The following is a 20262-nucleotide window of genomic DNA, read 5'->3' on the forward strand; positions in this document are numbered from 1 at the left end:
CTAGCCCTCCCTCCGGGTGCGCGGATCCAGCAGCATGTACGCCAGGTCAGCCACGAAGTTAGCAAGCAGCACCGACAACGTGATGATCAGGAAGATGCCCTGCATCAACGGGTAGTCCTTGGTGCCGACCGCCTGGAACAGCTGGTAGCCGAGTCCCGGATACGAGAACACGATCTCGACCAGCAACGTCCCGCCGACGATGAAGCCCAGCGACAGCGCGAATCCGGACACGTTGGGCAGCAACGCGTTACGGGCCGCGTACCGAACCATGACCCGTCTCTCCGGCAACCCCTTCGCGTGCGCGACGGTCACATAGTCCTCGGACGCGACGGTCACCATCATGTTGCGCATGCTGAGGATCCACCCGCTCATACACGAGATCAGAATCGTCACCGCGGGCAGAATCCCGTGCAACAGCGCGCTTCCGATGAAGCCGCCAGTCCAGCTCGGCACCACGCCTGGGTCAAATCCGCCGGCCGCCGGCAGCACGCTGTCCGGCCCGGTGAACAGCGCGATCGCGATCAGACCCAGCCAGAAGTACGGAATGGACGACAGGAACGTCGTCACCGGGATGACCGCGTCCATCCACGACCCACGCCGCCACCCGGCAAGAGTGCCCAGCGCGGTCCCGATCAGGAACCCGATCACCGTGGTCAGCCCGACCAGGGCGAGGGTCCACGGCAGGCTCTGCCCGATCACCTCACCCACCTGGCTCGGGAAGAACGTGAACGACACGCCAAGGTCGCCGCGCAGCAACTGGCCCCAGTACTTGACGTACTGCGAAACGAGACTGTCGCCCTTGTTCAGTCCGAACAGGACGTAGAGGGACTGGACCGCGTCCGAGGTGATCTGCCCACGCATGCGGGTGATCAGCGACTGCACCGGGTCGCCGGGGATGAGCCGGGGGATGAAGAAGTTGATCGTGATCGCGGCCCACGCCGTGAACAGGTAGAACGCGATCCGCTTGAGGAGGTAGCTCACGGCGCCGCCCGATCGTAGAGCCAGCACGCGGCGAAGTGGTCCGCGCCGATGTCGAACCGCGGCGGCAGTTCGGTCCGGCAGCGGTCCATCACGTGCGGGCACCGGGGATGGAACCGGCAGCCCGCGGGCGGGTTGATCAGGCTCGGCGGCTCGCCCGTGCCCCGGTCCTTCTCGCTCAGGCGATATCCGGCGATCTGGTCGGGATCCGGCGCCGACTCGATCAGCAACTGGGTGTACGGATGCGCGGGGCGCTGCGTGACCGTCTCACTGTCGCCGCCCTCGACCACCCGCCCGGCGTACATCACGAGCGTCTCGTCCGCGAAGTACCGGGCCGAGGCGATGTCGTGCGTGATGTACAGGATCGCCAGATGCAGCCGTTCCTTCAAGTCACGCAACAGGTTCAGCACACCGAGCCGGATGGAGACGTCCAACATGGACACCGGCTCGTCGGCCAGCAGCACCTCGGGGTCGGCGCCGAGCGCCCGCGCGATCGCCACCCGCTGGCGCTGGCCCCCGGACAGCTCGTGCGGGAACTTGTCGACGTACCGCTCCGGCGGGGTCAATTGCACCCTGGTGAGCAGGTCGGCGAGGGCCTTCTCCAGGTCGTCCCCGGCGTTCCCGTGGATCCGCAACGCCCTGGTGAGGTGGTAGCGCACGGTGTGCACCGGATTCAGGGACGCGAACGGGTCCTGGAAGATCATCTGGACCTGCCGGCAGTACGCCCGGAACCGCCTGCCCCCGCGAACCGTGGTGGACTCGCCGTGCAACCGGACGTCGCCCGCGGTCCGCGGATACAGCTGCGCCAACAGCCTGGCCACGGTCGACTTGCCCGAGCCCGACTCGCCGACCAGGGCGGTGACCCGGCCGCGCCGCAAGGTCAGGCTGACGTCGTCGACCGCCCGCACCTTGCGAACCACGTTGGACAGCAGCTCCCGGCCGCGCTTGCGGACCGGGAAGTGCTTGGTCAGGCCGTCGGCCTCCAGCACCACGCCGGTGCTGGAGGCCGACCCCGATGGATCGCTCATGAGGCCGGCTTGAGCCGCATGACGACGTCCAGCGCGTTCTCCAGCGTGGGCTGCGCCGGGGCGTACTGGTTCTGATCGTCCGGCCAGCCGATCCAGTTCTTGGTCGAGTACTCGCCGCCGACGTTGGCGGCGGACGTGACGACCACCGGCATCTGCTCGACGAAGACCTTCTGCAACGTGTTCATGGCCCGGGTGCGGGTGGCGTCGTCGGCGGCACCGGCGAAGTCCGCGAGCGCCTGGGTCGCTTCGGCGTTCTCGTACCGGCCGTAGTTGCCGTTGATGCCGCCGGTGCCGACCGGCTTGAACAGCGCGCCGTCCATGATGCCCTGGTAGATGTCGTACGGCGTCGGCCCGTTGTTGGTCCAGTGCATCGCGCCCTGGTAGTCACCGGTGTCCAGGGCCTTGGTCCAGGCGTCCTGGTTGGCTTTGTCCACAGTGGCCGCGATGCCGATCTTGGCCATGTTGTCCTTGATGATCTCCAGGTCGGTCACGTAGTCCGACCAGCCGGACGGCACGGTCAGGGTGATCGTCACCGGCTTCCCGCTCGGGTCCTTCAACGTGGTGCCGTCGTAGCTGTAGCCCTTGCCGGTCAACAACTGCCTGGCGCCGTCGACGTCGACCGTCACCTTCTTGTCCTGGTACGCCGAGTCCAGGAACGGGGTGCCGACCGGGGTCGGGATCCCGGTGATGTTGTCCACCTTCGGGTAGAAGTACCCGGCCTCGCCCTGGGTGAAGATGTCGTCCCGGTTGACCGCCATGTTCACCGCCTTGCGCAGGGTCGGGTCGTCCCACGGCTTGGTCTTGGTGTTGAACCACAGGCCGTGGATGCCCAGCACCGGCGGGAACCAGATCTTGTAGTGCGCGGGGTCCTTGCTGGTGTAGACCGCCTGGTAGTTCGGGATGAACACGAAGCTCCACTCGGCCTGGCCGTTGGCCAGCGCGGTGGTCTGGGCCTGGTTGTCCGCATAGGACGTGTACCGGATCTCCTTGACCGCGGGCGCGTCCTGCCAGTAGCCGGCCCGTGCGGCCACCGTCACCGTCTGCGGGGTGAACGTCTTGAGGGTGTACGGGCCGCTGCCGACCGGGTCGCGTACCGTCTCGGTCGCCGGGTTGGCGTAGGTCGACCAGATGTGCTTGGGGACCACGAACTGTTCCAGGATCTTCTTCTGGAAGACGTACTGCGAGCTGTCGAAGCCGAGGGTGACCTGGTTGCCCGCGGCCGACACGTCCTTGTACTTCACGCCGTCGATGTTCAGGCCGGGGTTGTCGCGCACCAGCTGGAACGTGTAGGCGACGTCGTCGGCGGTGAGCGCCTGGCCGTCGGACCACTTCACGTTGTCCCGGATGGTGAACGTGATCTTCTTGTAGTCGCTCGACCAGTCCCACTTGGTGGCCAGCCACGGCTTCGTGTTGTCGGTCGCCTTGACCTCGTTGAACATCACCAGCGGCTCGTAGATCACCCGGGCGTAGCCGAGCGACCGGGCCGCCGAGGTGTTCAGGAACGGGTTGTTGTTCTGGGTCTGCGGGCCGTTGGGCATGCCGACGTTCAACACGGTGTTCGACGCATGGGGAGTGGTGGCCTGCCCGCCGCTGCCACAGGCGGCGAGGCCGGCCATCGACAGGATGCCAGCGAGGGCTAAGGCGGCGATGCGCGTAGCTCGCATGGATCCTCCTTCGTGGGTCGTTGGTGACGGTCGTGAGAGCGCTCACACGGTCGCCCGAGTCAACCGTGTGGCCGAGGTCACGTCAATAACGAACAGGTCACGAAGAGTATTAAATTTAAGTCATAAAATACTTGCTTAATCGATCCAGAACCATGGCCGGTTTGTGTCATGCCGTGGCCGGTGGCGGGCCCAGCGTGGTCGACTGCGGGCTGGGGTGCGATGTACCAGGGGGAAGGACGAGAGATGGCAGAAGAGCCGGGCGGTCACTCGCGGCCGATCAACAGGCCCGCCGCGGTCATGTACGCCGCGGTGGCGGGGGTCACCCAGGCCGCCATCATGCTGATCGTCGCCGCGATACTCGCCGTCGCTCTGATCGGGCAGCACATCGATGAAGTCCTGGCCTGGCTGCTCGTACTCGCCTTTCTGGCCGAAGTCGTGTTGTTGACCGTCGGCACGGCGCAGCTGCTGGCCGGCACGTCCCGCACCCTGTTCGTCGTCGCGGTCGTTCTCCCCCTTGGGTTCGACGTCTACCGACATGTTCGGTCCGCCGTAGACGCCGACGAGGGCCGCCTGGGCACCGTGTTCACCATCGCACTCGGGCTCATGCCGGTGATCGGCCTGATCCTTGCCCTGAACGTCAGGACCACCCGCTACCTCGACGAAAACCGTCGGTCGAAGGACCCGCGATCACTCGGCGGCGAGTAGCTCCCGGACCCGCGGGATGACCTTGGTGCCGTACAGCTCGATCGCGTGCATCGCGTGCTCGTGCGGCAACGTGCCGCTCGAGTACTTCAGGGTGAACCGCTGCACGCCCAAGGTCCGTACGGTGTCCGCGATCTTGCGCGCGACCGTCTCCGGGGAGCCGGTGTGGTGCGCGCCCTGCGAGACCTCGGCCTCATAGCGCTCACGGGTGATCGGCGGCCAGCCGCGCTCCTTGCCGATCCGGTTCATCATCACCCGGATATGCGGCCAGACCACGTCAACGGCCTCCTCGTCGGTGTCCGCGACGAACCCGGGCGAGTGCGCCGCCACCGGCAGCCGCTCCAGGCCGAGCTGGTCCAGCGCCCGGTGGTAGAGGTCCACGTACGGTACGAACCGGGCCGGTTCGCCGCCGATGATGGCCAGCACCAACGGCATGCCGTAGCTGGCCGCGCGCACCACCGACTCCGGGCTGCCGCCGACCCCGATCCACGTCGGGATCCGGCCCCGCTCGGTCTTCGGGTACACGCTCTGCTCTCGCAACGGCGGCCGGATCGTCCCCTCCCACGTCACCGGCTGCTCGGTGAGCAGGTGCGCCATCAGGTCCAGCTTCTCGGTGAAGAGCTTCTCGTAGTCGTCCAGGTCGTAGCCGAACAACGGGAAGGACTCGGTGAACGAGCCGCGGCCCAGGATGATCTCGGCCCGGCCCTGGGACACCGCGTCCAACGTGGCGAACCGTTCGAACACCCGCACCGGCTCGTCCGAACTGAGCACGGTGACCGCGGTGGTCAGCTTGATCCGTTCGGTCCTCCCGGCGATCGCGGCCAGCACCACCTCGGGCGCGGACACCGAGAAGTCGTCGCGGTGGTGCTCACCGACGCCGAACATGTCCACCCCGAGCCGGTCGGCGAGCACTGCCTCGTCCACCACGTTCCTGATCACCTGCGCGTACGGCAGACGGTTGCCGTCCGTGTCGGTCGTCACGTCGCCGAAGGTGTCCAACCCCAGCTCAACAGCTGTTCCCATGCCCCACGAAACGGTCGGACGCGGACAGCTATTCCGACCGGGCGCCCGTTGCGAGCAGTCGCACAACGGGCAGCGTGGCCGCGCCCAACGCGACCTCCTCGCTGCCGAGCTTGCCGAGGTGGATCTCCGCCTGCGTGTACAGGTACGGCAGGGTGTGTCGCCGCGCCGCGTCACGTACGGCCGGCAGGATCGACGGGCCGAGCACCGCGCTGACCCACCCGGACAGCACCACGCGGTCCGGGCTGAGCAGGTTGATCAGGTTGGCGACGCCGATGCCGAGGTACTCCGCGGTCTCCGCCAACGCCGCACGAGCCGCCTTCTGGGTCGCGGACTTCGCGACCAGCTCCGCCATCCTGGACTCGGTGTCTTTCGTGTGGAACTTCTTGCCGTACCGCTCAAGGATCGCCTCGGCGCCGATGTACGCCTCCAGGCACCCGCGCGACCCGCAGCGGCAGCGCTCCCCGCCGACCTGGACGACGGTGTGCCCCCATTCGCTCGTCGTACTCGTCGCGCCCCGGTACGACTCGACCCCGGTCGCGACCGCCGCGCCCACACCGACCCCCAGCAGCGCGATGACCGCACGCTGGGCGCCACGGCCAGCGCCGCGCCACATCTCAGCCTGGCCAAGGGTTCGCGCGCAGTTGTCGACGTACAGCGGCGCCTGGACGGACGGCCGCACCATGGCGCCCAACGGCACACCCGTCCAGCCGAAGGTCGGCGCGTACACCAGATCGCCCCGGACGGCGCCGGGCACACCGACCCCGATACCCAGCAGCCGCGCGGGATCCACGCCGGCGGTGACCTCCGTGACCCCGGCGGTCACCAGGCCGGCCACTGCCTCCGGGTCGAGCGACCCGATCGGGTACGTGGCCAGGGTCACCGTGGTCAGCGTGCAGTCGAAGAGCCCGACCTGCACGTGCGTCTCGCCGATGTCGACGCCGACCACCTGGGCGTAGTCCGGCCGGACCCGCAGCAGCGTCCGGGGCCGGCCGCCGTCCGAGTCGACCGAGCCCGCCTCGGTGACCATGCCGTCGTTGATCAGGTCGGAGATGACGTTCGACACCGTGGCCGAACTGAGGCCGGACGCGCGCATCAGGTCGAGGCGGCTGCCCGGACCGGTCAGATACAGTCGCGACAGCAAGGCGGACCTGTTGTGCCGACGCAGGTCCCGCGTTGTCTGCTGTACCGGCCTGACCACGGTGGGGATTCTGCCATGTCGGGACCGTCACCAGCCCATACCCTTGATTGCGGCATTTAATTTATGGCGGATATTTAGGCTGGTACGGCATGCTGTCTCGAGCGAAAGGGGTGGTCATGGCGGCGAAGCGCACCACAGTCCGTGACCTGCGCCGGCACAACCGGTCCATGTTGCTGGCCAAGCTTTTCTTCGACGGCCCGCTGTCGCGCCACGAACTGAGCCAGCAGACCGGCCTGAGCGCCGCCACGGTCTCGAACGTCACCGGCGAACTCGTGGCGGACCGGCTGATCGTCGAGGCCGGGCTGGTCGAGTCGGACGGCGGCCGGCCGCGCGTGCTGCTGCGGGTCGACCCGGCGTTCGGCAACGTGATCGGCATCGACGTCGGCGAGACCGGCGTCAAGGTGGAACTGTTCGACCTGGCGATGAACCGGCTGGCCGCGGTGGACCACCCGATGCCCGCCGGTCCGGACCCGGCCGCCGTGGTCGAGCAGATCACCGCCGGCGTGGCCGAGGTGCTGGACTCCACCCAGGTCGACGAGGGCTCGATCCTCGGCGTCGGCGTCGGCGTCCCCGGCACGGTCGAGCGTTCGCCCGCGGTGGTGCACGCGCAGACCATCGGCTGGGAAGGCGTGGCGCTGGAACAGATGCTGCGGGACAACGGGATCACCCTGCCGCTGTTCTTCGACAACGGCGCGAAAACCCTGGGCCAGGCCGAGATGTGGTTCGGCGCCGGCCGGGGCTCGCGGCACGCGGTGATCGCGCTGATCGGCTCGGGCGTCGGCGCGGCCGTGATCACCGACGGGACCACGTACCGCGGCTCGACCAGCAGCGCCGGCGAGTGGGGCCACACCACGATCGTCTACAACGGACGGGAGTGCCGCTGCGGGTCGCACGGCTGCCTTGAGGCGTACGCCGGCGCCGAGGGAATCCTGGACCGGTACCGAAAGGCCCGTGGTGGCAAGGACATCCCGGGCGCCGACGAACAGTCCCAACTGGACGCCCTGGTGGCCGCCGCGGCGAAGTCGAAGACCGCCGCGCGGGTGCTGGAGGAGACCGCCGGCTATCTGGGCGCGGGCATCGCGAACCTGATCAACCTGTTCAACCCGGAGCGGATCGTCCTGGGCGGCTGGGCCGGCCTGGCGATCGGCGGCCGAATGCTGCCCGCGATCCGCCGAGCGGCCCAGGCGCACGCGCTGCGCCACCCGTACGGCGTGGCCTCGATCGAGCTGTGCCAACTGGGCCAGGACGCGGTCGCGGTCGGCGCGGCGACACTCCCCGTGGCGGCGATGCTCGAAGAGGGCGCGGACCCCAGGGAGTCAACGGCCGCCGCGTGACGATGTCGAGCCCAGGTGGACCGGACCGGGGTACCGGTCCACTCGGGCCTCCCCTGCCGGAGGTCGGTCGGCGACACAATCCAGTGTGGACACACAAGGACAGGCCAATCAGCCGTGCGCGGCCGATTGGCATGTGTCGCGCGTCACAGGCAGCAAACACCCGGCTGCCGCCGCCGTCAAGGCCCCTGTCGTCGGGAACTGGGCATTCCGGGCGGAACATTCCCCTGCTCAGAGCCTTGTTCACGTCTTTTTTTGAGGCTAAAATAATGTACTCGACGGCCGGTCCGCCGCGCCGGATCCCCTGCACGAGAGGTGACAACGATGTCGATCCGCCATTTCCGGCGGCCTCGGGCCCGAGCCGTGCTGTCGGCCGCTCTGCTGTTCGGTTCCCTGCTCGCCGGCGCGGCCATCGCCGACGCCGGCCAGGCGGGCATCCAGGCCACCACGTTCGACGACGAGTTCAACGGCCCCGCGGGCAGCGGGGTCGACGGCGGCAGGTGGACCATGGAAGTCGGCGACAACGTCAACAACCATGAGCGGGAGTTCTACACCAACAGCACCAGCAACGCCGCCATGGACGGCCAGGGCCACCTGGTGATCACCGCCCGCCGGGAGAACCCGGGCAACTTCAACTGCTGGTACGGCCGTTGCCAGTACACGTCGGCGCGGCTCAACACCGCCGGCAAGTTCAGCCAGACGTACGGCCACTTCGAGACCAGGATGAAGATGTCGCAGGGCCAGGGCATGTGGCCGGCGTTCTGGATGCTCGGCGGCGGCAACTGGCCGACCGACGGCGAGATCGACATCATGGAGAACATCGGCCGCGAGCCCAACACCGTGCACGGCACCATTCACGGCCCCGGCTACTCCGGCGCGAACGGGATCGGCGCGGCCTTCAGCGGGCCACGCTTCGCCGACGACTTCCATGTCTTCGCTATCGACTGGTCGCCGAACCAGATCGTCTGGTCGGTCGACGGCAACGTCTACGAGACGCGCACCCCGGCCGACCTGCACGGCAACCGATGGGTGTACGACCACCCGTTCTTCGTCATCCTCAACCTCGCGGTCGGCGGTGACTGGCCGGGCGACCCGGACGGCAACACACCGATGCCGAACACGTTGACCGTCGACTACGTCCGCGTCACCTCCGGCGGCGGTGGCGGCAGCGCGATCACCGGCCTGGCGGGCAAGTGCGTCGACGTGGCGGGTGCCAACTCCGCCAACGGAACCGCGGTGCAGCTGTACGACTGCAACGGGACCGGCGCCCAGCAGTGGTCCCACAACGGCAGCGCTTTCCAGGCGTTGGGCAAGTGCCTGGACGTCTCCGGCGGCGGCACCGCGAACGGCACCCCGGTCCAGTTGTGGGACTGCAACGGGACCGGCGCGCAACAGTGGACGTACACGGCAGCGCACGACCTCGTCAACGTCCAGGCCAACAAGTGCCTTGACGTGACGGGCAACAACGCCGCCAACGGGACCAGGCTCCAGATCTGGGACTGCACAGGCGGCGCGAACCAGAAGTGGAACGCACCGGCCTGATCACAGTCCAAAGGAGACGGCCGCAACGATCAAGTCGACTACACCATCGAGTACATTCAGCAAGAATGTAACCATATTACGCAATTTTGAGACAGAAGCAACCATTCCGGCGGCTCGGACATCATGAACACCATGACGGCTGAACGGCACCAGGACTGGGAAGGCTGCTACAACGCACGCGACCTCGGCGGGCTCAAACGCCGAGGCGGCGGCGAAACACGGTGGGGCACAACGTTTCGCTCCGACAACCCGGAGCGGCTGACCGAGGCCGCCTGGGCCAGGGTGCACGGTCTCGGCATCCGCACGGTCATCGACCTGCGCGGGGCGTACGAGGTCAAGCCGGACGGCCGGGCCGAGGACATCACGTCGCTGAACATCGTTATGGACGACGAGACCGACCGGGAGTTCTGGGACCACTGGAACGGCACCATGTTGTCCGGCACACCCCTGTACTACCAGGCGTTTCTGGACCGCTTCCCGGAGCGGATCGGCGAGATCTGCACGGCTGTCGCCCGCGCCGAGCCGGGCGGCGTGCTGTTCCACTGTGCCGCCGGGCGGGACCGCACCGGGCTGATCGCATTGATCCTGCTCGCACTGGTGGACGTCGAACCCGAGGAGATCGCGGCCGACCACGGGTTGAGCGCCGACCGGCTGCGGCCGGCGTGGGCTGAACTGAACCTCGACGACCAGACCGCGACGATCGAACGCTTGATCGCCGCCGAGAATACCACTGCCCGCGAGTCGATTCTGTCCGCCGTGGCCGGACTCGATCCCGTGAAATACCTCCGCAACGCGGGTTTGACCAGCGAGGACATCGACTCTCTGCGTGCGCGACTGATCTGATCTTCCCCTATCGGGCTACTCCGTTCGTATGAGCCGGGTTCCGGTCGTCCGCCCGCTGGGTAACGGCCATCTGCCCAACCCCTATCTAGGGATGGCGTGGGGTGCTCGCCCAGGGGCGCCCGAGGGAGGGAAGAATGTCGGCAGGGCCGCAGATGAGCCCGGAGGCGTACGGAAAGCCGGTAGTAGGTGAGCCGAGGTTGATCAGCGTTCTGCTCGTCGTGGACATGGACCTGTTGCGCGACGCGTTGGTAACGCTGTTGTCCGACCAACAAGACATGGAGGTGGTCGCCGATCTGAAATGCGATGACAACGTGGTGGCCGTGGCTTCCCGGCTCCGGCCGGCCATTGCGGTGATCGACATCGACCAACCCGGCTCCCGCGGCCTGAAACTCGTGTACGACCTTCGGGACCAGATGCCGGCCACCCGCGTGGTCGCGCTGGCCGCCGCCAAACCACCCGGCCTGGTGCAGCAGGTCCTCACCGCGGAAGTGCTGGGTGTGGTGGACAAGCACACGTCGGCCGAGCGGCTGCTGCACGCCATCCGTGGCGTGGCCAAGGGTTCTCAGGTGGTGGACGTCAACCTCGCGGTCGCGGCGCTGTCCGCCGGCCCGAATCCGTTCACCCCAAGGGAACTGCAGGTACTCCGACTAGCCGCCGACGGCGCCTCCGGACCGGAGATCGCCTCCCGGCTGTCGTTGTCCAAGGGGACCGTGCGCAACTACCTGTCCAAGGTGATGAACAAGACCTGCGCCCGGACCCGAATCGACGCCATCCGGATCGTCCGCGAGGCCGGGTGGCTGTGATGAACCGCTCCAGTGGCCCCAGAGATCGCGGTACAGCGGTGACGTCGCCATCAGCGCGGCGTGATCGCCGACGGCCGCGCTGACCCCGTCGAGCACCAGGATCCGCTCGGAACGGCGCGCCGAGCTGATCCGGTGAGCGATGACGACCAGCGTCCCCGCCCGTCGCGCGAACGCCTCCTCGGCCTGTCGCTCGGCCACCGGATCGAGGTGGCAGGTGGCCTCGTCCAACACGACCAGCTGGGCCGGTGACAGGTAGGCCCGGACCAACGCGATCAGCTGCCGCTCCCCGGCGGACAGCTCACCGGGCTCGACCTTGTCCCCGATCCGGGTGACCAGGTCCGCGGCCCCGATCGCCTGGACCGCCTGGTCTATCTCGACCTGGCGGGCATTCGGATTCAGGTACGTCACGTTCTCGTGGAATGTTCCGGCGAAGACGTACGCCTCCTGCGGGATCAGCACCCGCGCCGAGGGGGCGACGTCACGGGCCGGGACGCCGCCCAGCCGGACGGTGCCCGAGTTCGGTGTCCGCAGCCCGCAGATCAGGCTGGCCAGCGTGGACTTGCCGATGCCGCTCGGCCCCACCACGGCGAGATGGTCGCCGGCGGCGACCGTGAGATCGAGCTCCCGCAGCACCGGTTCGGCATGCGGTCCGTACGCGAACGTGACATCCCGCAGCACGAGGTCGTACCCGACCGGTCGGCCGCCGGGCAACGCGGCGACCGGCTGCGACGACGTCTCGTCCAGGATTCGCCCCAGCGTGATGACGTACCGCAGGCCGCTGCCGCCGATGCCGGAGATCACGCCCTGCAACGCCGACTGAAGTCCGGAAAGGACATACGTCAACCCACCCATGATCGCGCCGGCGGTCAACCCGTTGCCCACCAGCCACGGCCCGGCGACCAGCAGGATCACCAACGGAGCCCAGCCACCCACGGCGAAGCACAGCGTCCGCAGCGCGGCGACCTTCGCCAACGCGCGTTCCGCGTTCGCCTGATCCTCGATCGGGCCAGCGACCATGGCGGCCGCGTGCTCCTCGGCACCGCACGCCACCACATCCCGCGCTCCGGCGAGCACCGACCCGGCGGTGCCCGCGAGCCGCTCGTCCGCCAGCACCGAGGCCCGTTGCCGGGCCGCGGAGATCCCCAACGTGGCGACGAAACCCGCGAACCCCAGCAGGAACGGCGGCATGATCAACAGGACGACGACGGGCGCCAGCGACAACATCCCGACGACCACACCGACGACCGTGACGACGAACCCGCGCAGCACCACGATGATCCCGGCGTACGTGTCCCGGACCACCTCCACCTGACGGGTCAACCGGGCCAACGCGCCGTCGTCCGGCCGTTCGGCGGCCGCCCGGGACAACGCCCCGCCGACGACCCGCCGCACCAGTTCGTCCCGGAACGGCTCGACGATCGCGCCCAGCCGGCGGAAGACCTGCCGGGACGCGGTCGCCCCGACCACCGAGGCCAGCATCAGCCCGGCCAGCCAGGAGAACCCGACGGCGGCCCGGCCGGCGAGAAACCCGTCCACGGCGTTGCCCACGGCCAAGCCGGAGACGGCGGCCGGCAACGCCTCCGGGAACGACCACACGGCGAGCGCCCACGCAGACCGCCCACGCAGGGCGTTGACCCCGTACCGAATCTCACGCCGCACAGTTGGACTCCCCGAACACCGAGCGGTACTCCGGCTGTCGCCACAGCGCGGCATGCGGCGCCACCGCTCTGACCTGGCCTGATTCCATCCACACCACCAGATCCGCGCGGGCCGCGGTGGCCACCCGGTGGGTCACGATCAGCCGGGTGCGGTGGCCGTGGTCGTCCGTCAGCGTCTGGCTGATCTGCATCTCGGTGACCATGTCCAGGCTCGATGTGGCGTCGTCCAGCACGAGCAGGCGCGCGGCCTGCCACGCGCGGGCCAGCCCGAGTCGCTGCGCCTCACCGCCGGACATCGGCGCCTCCCCCAAAGGTGTGTTGTATCCCAACGGAAGTCGTGACACGAACTCGTGCGCGTGGGTCGCCTCGGCCGCGTCCCGGACGTTGCCGGCACGTCCCATCCCGATCGCGTCGGCCACCGTCCCGCCGACCAGGACCGGCCGTTCGAAGGCACACCCGACGGCCCGGCGCAGTTCGTCATGCTCCAAAGAGGACAGCGGGACGCCGTCGAGCAGCACCGATCCGCTGTCGGGTTCCCTGAGTCGGGCGGCGACCGCGGCCAGCACCGACTTCCCCGCCCCGGACCGGCCGACCACGGCGACCGCGGCACCGCCCGGCACGGTCAGGCTCACCTGGTCCAACAGGGTCGAATCACCACTGTGGACGATCACGTCCTTGATCTCAAGCTGTCCCGGCCCCACCGGGAGCCGGGCGTCGCCGTACGTCGACGGCCGCGCCGCGAGCACCTCACTGGCTCGGCCGGCGGCCGCCTTCGACCGGGCCAACCGGCTGAACACGCCGGTCAGGCTGCCGAGTCCGGCGCCCATCACGGCGTACCGCGCCGCGGCGAACAGGTCGCCCGGGGTGATCCGGCCGGTCAGCATGGCGATCCCGCCGGTGCCCAGGACCGCGACTGTCACAAGTGGACCCGCGATGCCGCCCTGCGCGACCGACGTCGACAACACCTGCCAGCTCCGCTGGCCCTGCTCATGCAGTTCAGGCAGCTCACGCAGGACACGGCGTTTCTCGTCGTGCACCGTGCCAGCCGCGGCTATGGTTCGCGCGCCGGCGAGCGACTCGGTCAGCCGAGCCGCGATCCTGCCCTGGACCTTCTGGTACGTGCTGATGACCGCGGCTGTTCGCTTGGTGAACAGCCGCAGCACGACCGCGACCAGGGCGGTGCCGGCCAGGAACGCCACTGCCAGCCACGGGTCGATGACCGTGAGGAGGACCAGGCTGCCGACAGGAGGCACCAGGGACGTCCACACGGTCACCACCGCTGGACCCGCCTGAGCGGCGTCCACCGCGTTCCCGGATACCCGGGTCACCAGGTCGCCCGTGTCGAACCGGCTCTTCGGCCCCACCGCGAGCAGGTGCCGAACCAGTCGGTTGCGCAGCCACGCTGTCGTGCCTGCCACACACGCGGTGCCTGTGAACGTGGAAACCAGGTTGACCACGACACCGACCGCGATCAGTGCCCCGGACAACACCAGCCACTGCGTAGTTCCGGAGCCCGCGACGATCGCGTCGACGGCTCGTCCGAACACCGTGGGCAGCGCGAGCGCCGTCAAGGTGCCCACTACCGCGGACAACCCGATGACGGGCAGCCAACGGCCGCTGTGCCGCACGATCTCGCCGAACGTTGTTGCCGACGCGGTCCTCACCGAAGCTCCTATGATGGAGGGCGTGACCCCGGGGCGAGGCTCAGTCGTCCCGGGGCCACGCCTAGCTCAGACTCAGTGGCAGAGCAGCAGGCTCAGGTCACTCGTGCCGTTGCACAGGGTCAGGCTCAGGTCGCTCGGGCAGCTGTGGCCGGAGCCGGAGCTTCCGTGGCCGCCGCCGCTGTCGCCGTGCGAAGGAGCGGTGTTCTCCATGCCCTGCAGGTCGAGAAGTGACATCGTCTTCTCCTAGAGTGTCGGGGGTTTACTACGAACCCGTGCCGGTCGGCGCGGGCGTCTGGGGGGCCGTGCGGCGCGTCGGCGCGAGCAACGGCATGTGGACTGGCTCGTGGTGCAACGCCATGCCCAGGGCAAGCAGCACACCGGCGGTGCCGGTGGCCAGGTCCATCGAAAGGCGAAGCAGGGCGGTGCCCGGGAAGGCCATGCCGTCCTTGTAGGGCAGCGCGTGCCAGGCCAAGTTGCGGATCTGCTTGACCACCAGCGGGTGGTCGGACGGCAGCCGGCCAACGAGGTAGGCCAGGATCCCGGCGCGGCCCATCGTCAGGCCGGGCAGGATGTACATTGTGGACTCGGCGGCCAGCGCGATGCCCTGGTTGGTCTCGGCGAACTGCTCGTCGTGCCGGCGCGCCAGGTACTCGTCCAGCACCATACCGATGCCCACGCTGCCGGTGGCGAGGTACGGCATGGTCCGCCACCCCTCGCTGACCTCGACGACACCGTTGCTCCGCAGGTACGTCCTGGTCAGGTCCTGGCGCAGCGCTCGTGCCGCCGCGTCCAGGTAGGCGACGTCGCCGGTGTCGTCGTAGGTCCGGATGAGCAGCAGGGCCTGGCCCGCGCGGCCACGCATCAGCCCGGCATACGGGTGTTGGCCGCCGCTGATGCCCGAGTCGTCCGCGTCGTCCGGCCGTTCCGCGAGGATCCCGGCCGCCTTGTGCGCGGCCACCCGCAGCGCGGGCTCGCCGGTGCGGTCCGCGAGGTGCAGCAGGTTGAGGCCGACACCGGCCAGCCCACCGGCCAGGTCCGGGCCCAGCTCCAGCCAGTTCTCCCGCAAGCAGATGTCCACTGTGTCCAGTGCCTGCTGGCGGTAGCCCAGGTGGTCCAGGGTGAACGCGACGCCGTGCAGGCCGTCGTACAGGCCGAGCCGGATCCCGCCGGGCGGGTTCGCTGCCTGGTGCAGAAGCCATTCCTCGTACTGCTCATAGCGGCCGGCGCCGGTGACGGACAGGGCGTAGAGGACCCCGGCGGCGCCGTACGACAGGCCGTGGCCGGCTTTGCCGAACTGCTGCGGATCGCCGGGGAACAGCCGGTCCGTCCGTTGTGGCGTCGCGCTCGCGACGATCGCTCGGGCGAGGTCGTCCCGGAGCAGTGACCAGTGGGTCCGTTCGGTCTGCGGGTTCGGCAGCGCCGGCGTGCCCGGCGGGACGATCACGTCGACACCCTTGGCCAGGAACTCGGTGGCCACCGGGAAGTGGTCGGTGATGATCTGGGCGAAGTGCCGGGCCTTGACCCGGTGCAGGCCCAGCAGGTTCGTCATCGGCAGGAACAGCGCCAACCGCAGGCACGCCAACGCGTAGTTGTCGACGTCGAAACCGGCCATGGTGCGCGAGGCGAACCCCTGGTTGCCCAGGCCCGGCCGGCCGGCCTCCTCGACCGGCGCCGCGACCTCGAAGTCCAGCAGCACGGTCGAACCGTCGTCGCGCACCACGATGTTGAACAGGTGCAGGTCACCGTAGACGATCCCGCGCTCATGCACGGCGTCGATGGTCTCCGCCACCTGGCGGTGGACGTCGACCGCCCAGTCGGTGAAGGAGGCCAGGTCGTCCTCGTCCTGGGACGGTTTGATCAGCGGGTAGCGCCCCACGATCGCCTTGGACAGCACGGTCCCCTCGATGTACTCCATCGCCACGAACCGGTGCTCGCCGACCCAGAACAGGTCGTAGACCTCGGGAATACCGGGGATACCGGCCAGCCGGCGCAGCACGTTGTGCTCCCGTTCCAGCCGGCGCACCGCGTCGTGCCCCCAGGCGTCCAGGCCCGAGTGCGGGCGCGCCTCCTTGAGCACGACCTCCTTGCCGGTCCGCTTGTCCGTGCCGACGTAGATGCCGCCGCCGTTGGAGAAGTGGATGGGCCGGTCGAACGTGTACGGCACGTTCTCGATCGACACCGCGTTGCGCGCGGCCAGGTGCGGTTCGAGGAAGCCCGGCAGGGTCACCCACGGCGGCGTGTGGAACACCGGCGCGCGACGGTCCATCACCAGGTTGCCGTCCGGGTCGGCGATCGCGTCGACCAGTTCGCCGCTCTCGTCCACGGTGTACCGGCTGGCGAAGGCGCCATAGCGGACGAACAACGGGCCCTTGCCCCATCTCAGGTCGCTGAGGATGTACGGGCTGGGTTCACCGTCGAGCAGCTCGCCCAGTTCGGTGAGGATCTGCTCGCACTGGGTGTCGTCCTTCGGGTAGATGGTCACGAGCTTGCCGCTGAAGCCGCGCGGCGCGTACTTGGAGACCCGGGCCAGCAGTGCCTTCTTGGACCGGAGGAACTTGAACTCGATGCCCCGCGGGACGCAGTAGTCCCAGACGGTCTCGATCACCTCGGCGGCGTTGTCCTGGGTCGCCGAAGCGTGGATCTTCCAGCCTTGCAACGGGAGTCCGGGGGTGCCCGGGTTGATCACGAACCAGTCGTCCTGCTCGTGCTTCGTCCAGGTGTCCGGCAGTGGCCGCTCGACCGCGGCGAAGGACTCGCCGGCAGTCCGCTCGGAGTGCATCGCGTCGTAGAACGACGCGTCGGCCATGGTGTAGCCCTCGTACTCCTCGTTCATGACGACCAATACTTGTTAGGGCACCTCCGTATCGATAGTGAGTTCCGTCATTACTCATGAACGCGCATGTCACCGGCTACTGGTGCGTTCTTCACACACGTTGGCTCCGGCGTGTAACGCCCCGATCATCGAGTGCGATGCCCCTTTTGACGAAGGGGCTGGTCACCAAAGCCCCCCGTGGTGCCCAGCCCCTTGTCACGCAGGACCAGCCCACGGAGCGCGAAACCCCGGTGAGTGAAAGTCTGGCGGCGCGTACGACCGGTTACCTCCAGCGCCCTGTATCCGACCAGCGCAACCACGTCAATGGTCTAATCCAGCACCATTGATGCTGGTCGTCGAAAAACGTGAACGAGGAATGGTCGACTTCGGCCACAATGGCGCGGTGGCCACGCTCCGCGACATCATCATCGACAGCCGACACCCAGCCTCCCTGGCCCGGTTCTGGGCCGCGATCCTCGACGACTACGAAATCGCGCCCTACGACGAGGCCGAACTGGAGCGCCTCCGCGGCGAGGGAATCGACTCCCCTGAAGACGACCCCACCGTCGCCCTGGTACCTGGCTCGGGTGGGCCACGCATCTGGTTCCAGCTCGTCCCCGAGTCCAAAGTGGTCAAGAACCGGGTGCACCTGGACATCGACGGCGACCACGAACCCATCCTCGCCCTCGGCGCCACCGTCTCGGCCGAACACGACCACTGGCTGACCCTCCTGGACCCGGAAGGCAACGAGTTCTGCGTGTTCCCCCTCAATACCGACTGATCAGCGCGTACCGCTCGTCGTCGATGGCGCCACCCCACAACGCCGGATCGGTCGCGTCGCCCTGTCCGAACATGCGATACCTTGTGCACGATGTAATTGTGCGCTATGGTTCATGTCATGACAGCGCGTGACACCGACTACCTCCTCCTGGAGCAGCAGGCGTGCTTCGCTTTGTACGCCGCGTCGAGGGCTGTCACGGATGTCTACCGACCGCTTCTCGCCGAGCTCGACATCACGTACCCCCAGTATCTGGTCCTCCTGGTGCTGTGGGAACGGGACGCGCGGCCGGTCAAGGAGATCGCGTCGGCGCTTCAGCTTGACTACGGGACCGTTTCCCCGCTGCTCAAACGACTTGAGACGCGGGGATTGGTGACCAGGCAACGCACACCCGACGACGAGCGGACTGTCGTGATCAGCCTGACCCCGGAGGGGATCGCGCTGCGGTCGCGTGCCGTGCACATCCCCCGGGCGATCGGGTGCGCGCTGGGCCTCGACGACGAGGCCCGGATCGCGCTGATCGAAACGTTGCGCGCGGTCACCAGGTCCGCCCAGCACACGGCCAACACTGCCACCGAAGGAGAACACTGATGCCCAGCCGCGACGCCACCACCCACTGGGAAGGCGGCCTGCAGAAGGGGACCGGCCACGTCACCCTGGACTCGTCCAACGCGGGCCAGTTCGACGTGTCCTTCCCGACCCGCGCCGGCAACCCGGACGGCCAGACCAGCCCGGAGGAACTGATCGCCGCCGCGCACTCCTCCTGCCTGGCGATGAACCTGTCCGGCACCCTCGAGTCGGCCGGCTACACCGCCACGTCGATCGACGTGAGCGCGGAGGTCACCCTCGGCCCGGACCCGGCCGGCGGGTTCCGCCTCAGCGGTATCGCGATCACGCTGTCCGCGGTGGTCGACGGCCTGGACGAGGAGAAGTTCGTCGAACTGGCGGCGACCGCCGAACGCACCTGCCCGGTGACCAAGGCGCTGAGCGGCACCACGATCACGTTGGACGCCTCGCTCACCAAGTAACCGTCAGACGTCGAAGAAGACCGTCTCTTCCGGCCCCTGCAGCCGGATGTCGAACCGGTAGCCGTCCTGGACGGGTGTGGCGATGATGGTGTGCCGGCGGTCCGCCGGCACACCCGCCAGCACCGGGTCGTCCACTGTGGACGAGAAGTAGATTCGGGTGACCACCCGGTTCAGCAGGCCGCGGGCGAACACTGACACGTCGATGTGCGGTGCCTGGCCGGGCAGGGCGCCCGGCGGCAGGGTCAGGATCCAGTAGGCCCCGTCGGTGTCCGTCGGGCACCGGCCGAAACCGCGGAAGTCCGTGCGCTCCGGGGAGTCCGGGTGGGCGAACCGGCCGTCCGGGTCGGCCTGCCAGGTCTCGATCATGGCGTCCGGGACGGGCGCGCCGGCGCCGTCGTAGACCGTGCCGGTGATCATGATGGCGCCCTCGGTGCCGACCGGGACCACGGTCGGTCCGTCCGGCCAGGGCAGGCCGATGGACAGGAACGGGCCGACCGTCTGCGACGGGGTGCTCATTCGTCCTCTTCCTCTTCTTCGAACGGGGTGGCGTCCCGGCCGCGCAGGACGATGTCGAACGAGAAGGCCAGCGCCCAGTTCGGCATGGTCCGGGACAGGTCGAACGTGGCGACCATGCGGGCGCGGGCGGCCGGGTCGGGCACCGAGTTGAAGATCGGGTCCTGGCCGAACAGGGGGTCGTCCGGGAAGTACATCTGGGTGACGAGCCGTTGCGTGAACGACTGGCCGAACAGTGAGAAGTGGATGTGCGCGGGCCGCCAGGCGTTGTCGTGGTTACGCCACGGGTACGCGCCGGGTTTGATCGTGGTGAACGTGTAGTTGCCGTCCGCGTCGGTGAGCGCGCGGCCGACGCCGTCGAAGTTGGGGTCGACCGGGCTGGGCCACCGGTCCTCGACGTGTTTGTACCGGCCGCCCGCGTTGGCCTGCCAGATCTCCACCAGCGAGTCCGGCACCGGCCGGCCGTCGCCGTCCAGCACGCGACCGTGCACGATGATCCGCTGCCCCTGGGGTTCCCGCAGCGTCAGGTCGTTGTCCTGCGGCCCGATCCGGCCCGGACCCAGCAGCGGGCCGGTGATCTCGGTCAGCTTCTGCGGCAACAGAACAAGCGGTTGCTTCGGGTGGCGCAGTTTCGTCGAACCGTACGCCGGGAAGTCCAGCGGTGGATGGGTGTCTTCGGGGTCTTTGCGGTACAACG

General features: G+C 68.5%; 18 protein-coding genes and 1 pseudogene. 8 read left to right on the forward strand and 11 right to left on the reverse strand.

All coding sequences use genetic code 11. The features are described 5' to 3' along the window. Genes EV192_RS49470 through EV192_RS49480 form a run of 3 tightly spaced genes read right to left on the reverse strand, consistent with a single transcriptional unit; the run spans position 1 to position 3670 of the window. Positions 1-981: an ABC transporter permease gene (locus tag EV192_RS49470; RefSeq protein ID WP_132125773.1), complete on the reverse strand. Its 981-nt coding sequence runs from the start codon at positions 979-981 to the stop codon at positions 1-3. Beyond that, positions 978-2006 carry an ABC transporter ATP-binding protein gene (locus tag EV192_RS57610; protein WP_132125774.1) on the reverse strand — a complete coding sequence of 343 codons (1029 nt, stop codon included), beginning with the start codon at positions 2004-2006 and terminating at the stop codon, positions 978-980. The genes EV192_RS49470 and EV192_RS57610 overlap by 4 nt, the downstream gene beginning before the upstream one ends. Further along, complete coding sequence (locus EV192_RS49480; protein WP_132125775.1) at positions 2003-3670, reverse strand: ABC transporter substrate-binding protein; 1668 nt, start codon at positions 3668-3670, stop codon at positions 2003-2005. The genes EV192_RS57610 and EV192_RS49480 overlap by 4 nt, the downstream gene beginning before the upstream one ends. A 243-nt stretch (positions 3671-3913) precedes the next feature. Between EV192_RS49480 and EV192_RS49485 the strand changes: the two genes are divergently transcribed. Further along, on the forward strand, positions 3914-4375 hold the full coding sequence (locus tag EV192_RS49485) for a hypothetical protein (protein WP_132125776.1): 462 nt from the start codon (positions 3914-3916) through the stop codon (positions 4373-4375). Here EV192_RS49485 and EV192_RS49490 read toward each other — a convergent pair. Both EV192_RS49490 and EV192_RS49495 read right to left on the reverse strand, forming a co-directional pair. After that, a complete protein-coding gene (locus EV192_RS49490) occupies positions 4358-5395 on the reverse strand; it encodes an LLM class flavin-dependent oxidoreductase (RefSeq protein ID WP_132125777.1) in 1038 nt (345 codons plus the stop codon). The genes EV192_RS49485 and EV192_RS49490 overlap by 18 nt on opposite strands. A 28-nt stretch (positions 5396-5423) precedes the next feature. After that, a complete protein-coding gene (locus tag EV192_RS49495; RefSeq protein ID WP_132125778.1) occupies positions 5424-6593 on the reverse strand; it encodes an ROK family transcriptional regulator in 1170 nt (389 codons plus the stop codon). Positions 6594-6709: 116 nt separating this feature from the next. Between EV192_RS49495 and EV192_RS49500 the strand changes: the two genes are divergently transcribed. From EV192_RS49500 to EV192_RS55175, 4 genes are all read left to right on the forward strand, one after another. Then, entirely contained in the window at positions 6710-7927 is a 1218-nt protein-coding gene (locus tag EV192_RS49500) for an ROK family transcriptional regulator (RefSeq protein WP_132125879.1), read from the forward strand. A gap of 321 nt (positions 7928-8248) precedes the next feature. Then, complete coding sequence (locus EV192_RS49505) at positions 8249-9466, forward strand: glycoside hydrolase family 16 protein (protein ID WP_132125779.1); 1218 nt, start codon at positions 8249-8251, stop codon at positions 9464-9466. 132 nt (positions 9467-9598) lie between these two features. After that, positions 9599-10309, forward strand: coding sequence for a tyrosine-protein phosphatase (locus tag EV192_RS49510; protein WP_165961008.1), 711 nt, complete (start codon positions 9599-9601; stop codon positions 10307-10309). 134 nt (positions 10310-10443) lie between these two features. Beyond that, positions 10444-11112 (forward strand): LuxR C-terminal-related transcriptional regulator, encoded by a 669-nt coding sequence (locus EV192_RS55175; RefSeq protein ID WP_132125781.1) that lies wholly within the window; start codon positions 10444-10446, stop codon positions 11110-11112. Positions 11113-11337: 225 nt separating this feature from the next. Here EV192_RS55175 and EV192_RS49520 read toward each other — a convergent pair. From EV192_RS49520 to lanKC, 4 genes and pseudogenes are all read right to left on the reverse strand, one after another. Next, positions 11338-12825 (reverse strand): annotated as a pseudogene (locus EV192_RS49520) (ATP-binding cassette domain-containing protein); the annotation flags it as partial. Next, positions 12761-14434, reverse strand: a complete 1674-nt coding sequence (locus tag EV192_RS49525) for an ABC transporter ATP-binding protein (protein ID WP_132125783.1) — start codon at positions 14432-14434, stop codon at positions 12761-12763. The gene EV192_RS49525 and the pseudogene EV192_RS49520, both read right to left, overlap by 65 nt. A gap of 72 nt (positions 14435-14506) precedes the next feature. Beyond that, a complete protein-coding gene (locus EV192_RS49530) occupies positions 14507-14668 on the reverse strand; it encodes a SapB/AmfS family lanthipeptide (RefSeq protein ID WP_132125784.1) in 162 nt (53 codons plus the stop codon). A 28-nt stretch (positions 14669-14696) separates the two neighbouring features. Beyond that, positions 14697-17267, reverse strand: a complete 2571-nt coding sequence (gene lanKC, locus EV192_RS49535; protein WP_132125785.1) for a class III lanthionine synthetase LanKC — start codon at positions 17265-17267, stop codon at positions 14697-14699. 325 nt (positions 17268-17592) lie between these two features. On the opposite strand from lanKC, the gene EV192_RS49540 reads away from it, so the two are divergent. From EV192_RS49540 to EV192_RS49550, 3 genes are all read left to right on the forward strand, one after another. After that, positions 17593-18027 (forward strand): VOC family protein, encoded by a 435-nt coding sequence (locus tag EV192_RS49540; RefSeq protein WP_243727572.1) that lies wholly within the window; start codon positions 17593-17595, stop codon positions 18025-18027. Positions 18028-18144: 117 nt separating this feature from the next. Continuing rightward, complete coding sequence (locus tag EV192_RS49545; protein WP_132125786.1) at positions 18145-18615, forward strand: MarR family winged helix-turn-helix transcriptional regulator; 471 nt, start codon at positions 18145-18147, stop codon at positions 18613-18615. Further along, the gene (locus EV192_RS49550; protein WP_132125787.1) at positions 18615-19052 is read left to right on the forward strand and encodes an OsmC family peroxiredoxin; all 438 of its coding nucleotides are present in this window, start codon (positions 18615-18617) and stop codon (positions 19050-19052) included. The genes EV192_RS49545 and EV192_RS49550 overlap by 1 nt, the downstream gene beginning before the upstream one ends. Before the next feature lie 3 nt (positions 19053-19055). On the opposite strand, the gene pcaG is transcribed toward EV192_RS49550, so the two are convergent. Together pcaG and pcaH are read right to left on the reverse strand one after the other, a co-directional pair. Then, a complete protein-coding gene (gene pcaG, locus EV192_RS49555) occupies positions 19056-19568 on the reverse strand; it encodes a protocatechuate 3,4-dioxygenase subunit alpha (RefSeq protein WP_132125788.1) in 513 nt (170 codons plus the stop codon). After that, entirely contained in the window at positions 19565-20260 is a 696-nt protein-coding gene (gene pcaH, locus EV192_RS49560; RefSeq protein WP_132125789.1) for a protocatechuate 3,4-dioxygenase subunit beta, read from the reverse strand. The genes pcaG and pcaH overlap by 4 nt, the downstream gene beginning before the upstream one ends. Positions 20261-20262: the final 2 nt, after the last annotated feature.

This window comes from Actinocrispum wychmicini, from assembly GCF_004345645.1.
Taxonomy (GTDB): Bacteria; Actinomycetota; Actinomycetes; order Mycobacteriales; family Pseudonocardiaceae; genus Kibdelosporangium; species Kibdelosporangium wychmicini.

Bases quoted from the DNA above. Each gene is read 5' to 3' on its own strand.
- EV192_RS57610 (WP_132125774.1), bottom strand. From the start codon at position 2,006: ATGAGCGATCCATCGGGGTCGGCCTCCAGCACCGGCGTGGTGCTGGAG.
- EV192_RS49480 (WP_132125775.1), bottom strand. From the start codon at position 3,670: ATGCGAGCTACGCGCATCGCCGCCTTAGCCCTCGCTGGCATCCTGTCG.
- EV192_RS49485 (WP_132125776.1), top strand. From the start codon at position 3,914: ATGGCAGAAGAGCCGGGCGGTCACTCGCGGCCGATCAACAGGCCCGCC.
- EV192_RS49490 (WP_132125777.1), bottom strand. From the start codon at position 5,395: ATGGGAACAGCTGTTGAGCTGGGGTTGGACACCTTCGGCGACGTGACG.
- EV192_RS49500 (WP_132125879.1), top strand. From the start codon at position 6,710: ATGGCGGCGAAGCGCACCACAGTCCGTGACCTGCGCCGGCACAACCGG.
- EV192_RS49505 (WP_132125779.1), top strand. From the start codon at position 8,249: ATGTCGATCCGCCATTTCCGGCGGCCTCGGGCCCGAGCCGTGCTGTCG.
- EV192_RS49510 (WP_165961008.1), top strand. From the start codon at position 9,599: ATGACGGCTGAACGGCACCAGGACTGGGAAGGCTGCTACAACGCACGC.
- EV192_RS55175 (WP_132125781.1), top strand. From the start codon at position 10,444: ATGTCGGCAGGGCCGCAGATGAGCCCGGAGGCGTACGGAAAGCCGGTA.
- EV192_RS49530 (WP_132125784.1), bottom strand. From the start codon at position 14,668: ATGTCACTTCTCGACCTGCAGGGCATGGAGAACACCGCTCCTTCGCAC.
- lanKC (WP_132125785.1), bottom strand. From the start codon at position 17,267: ATGAACGAGGAGTACGAGGGCTACACCATGGCCGACGCGTCGTTCTAC.
- EV192_RS49540 (WP_243727572.1), top strand. From the start codon at position 17,593: ATGCTGGTCGTCGAAAAACGTGAACGAGGAATGGTCGACTTCGGCCAC.
- EV192_RS49545 (WP_132125786.1), top strand. From the start codon at position 18,145: ATGACAGCGCGTGACACCGACTACCTCCTCCTGGAGCAGCAGGCGTGC.
- EV192_RS49550 (WP_132125787.1), top strand. From the start codon at position 18,615: ATGCCCAGCCGCGACGCCACCACCCACTGGGAAGGCGGCCTGCAGAAG.
- pcaG (WP_132125788.1), bottom strand. From the start codon at position 19,568: ATGAGCACCCCGTCGCAGACGGTCGGCCCGTTCCTGTCCATCGGCCTG.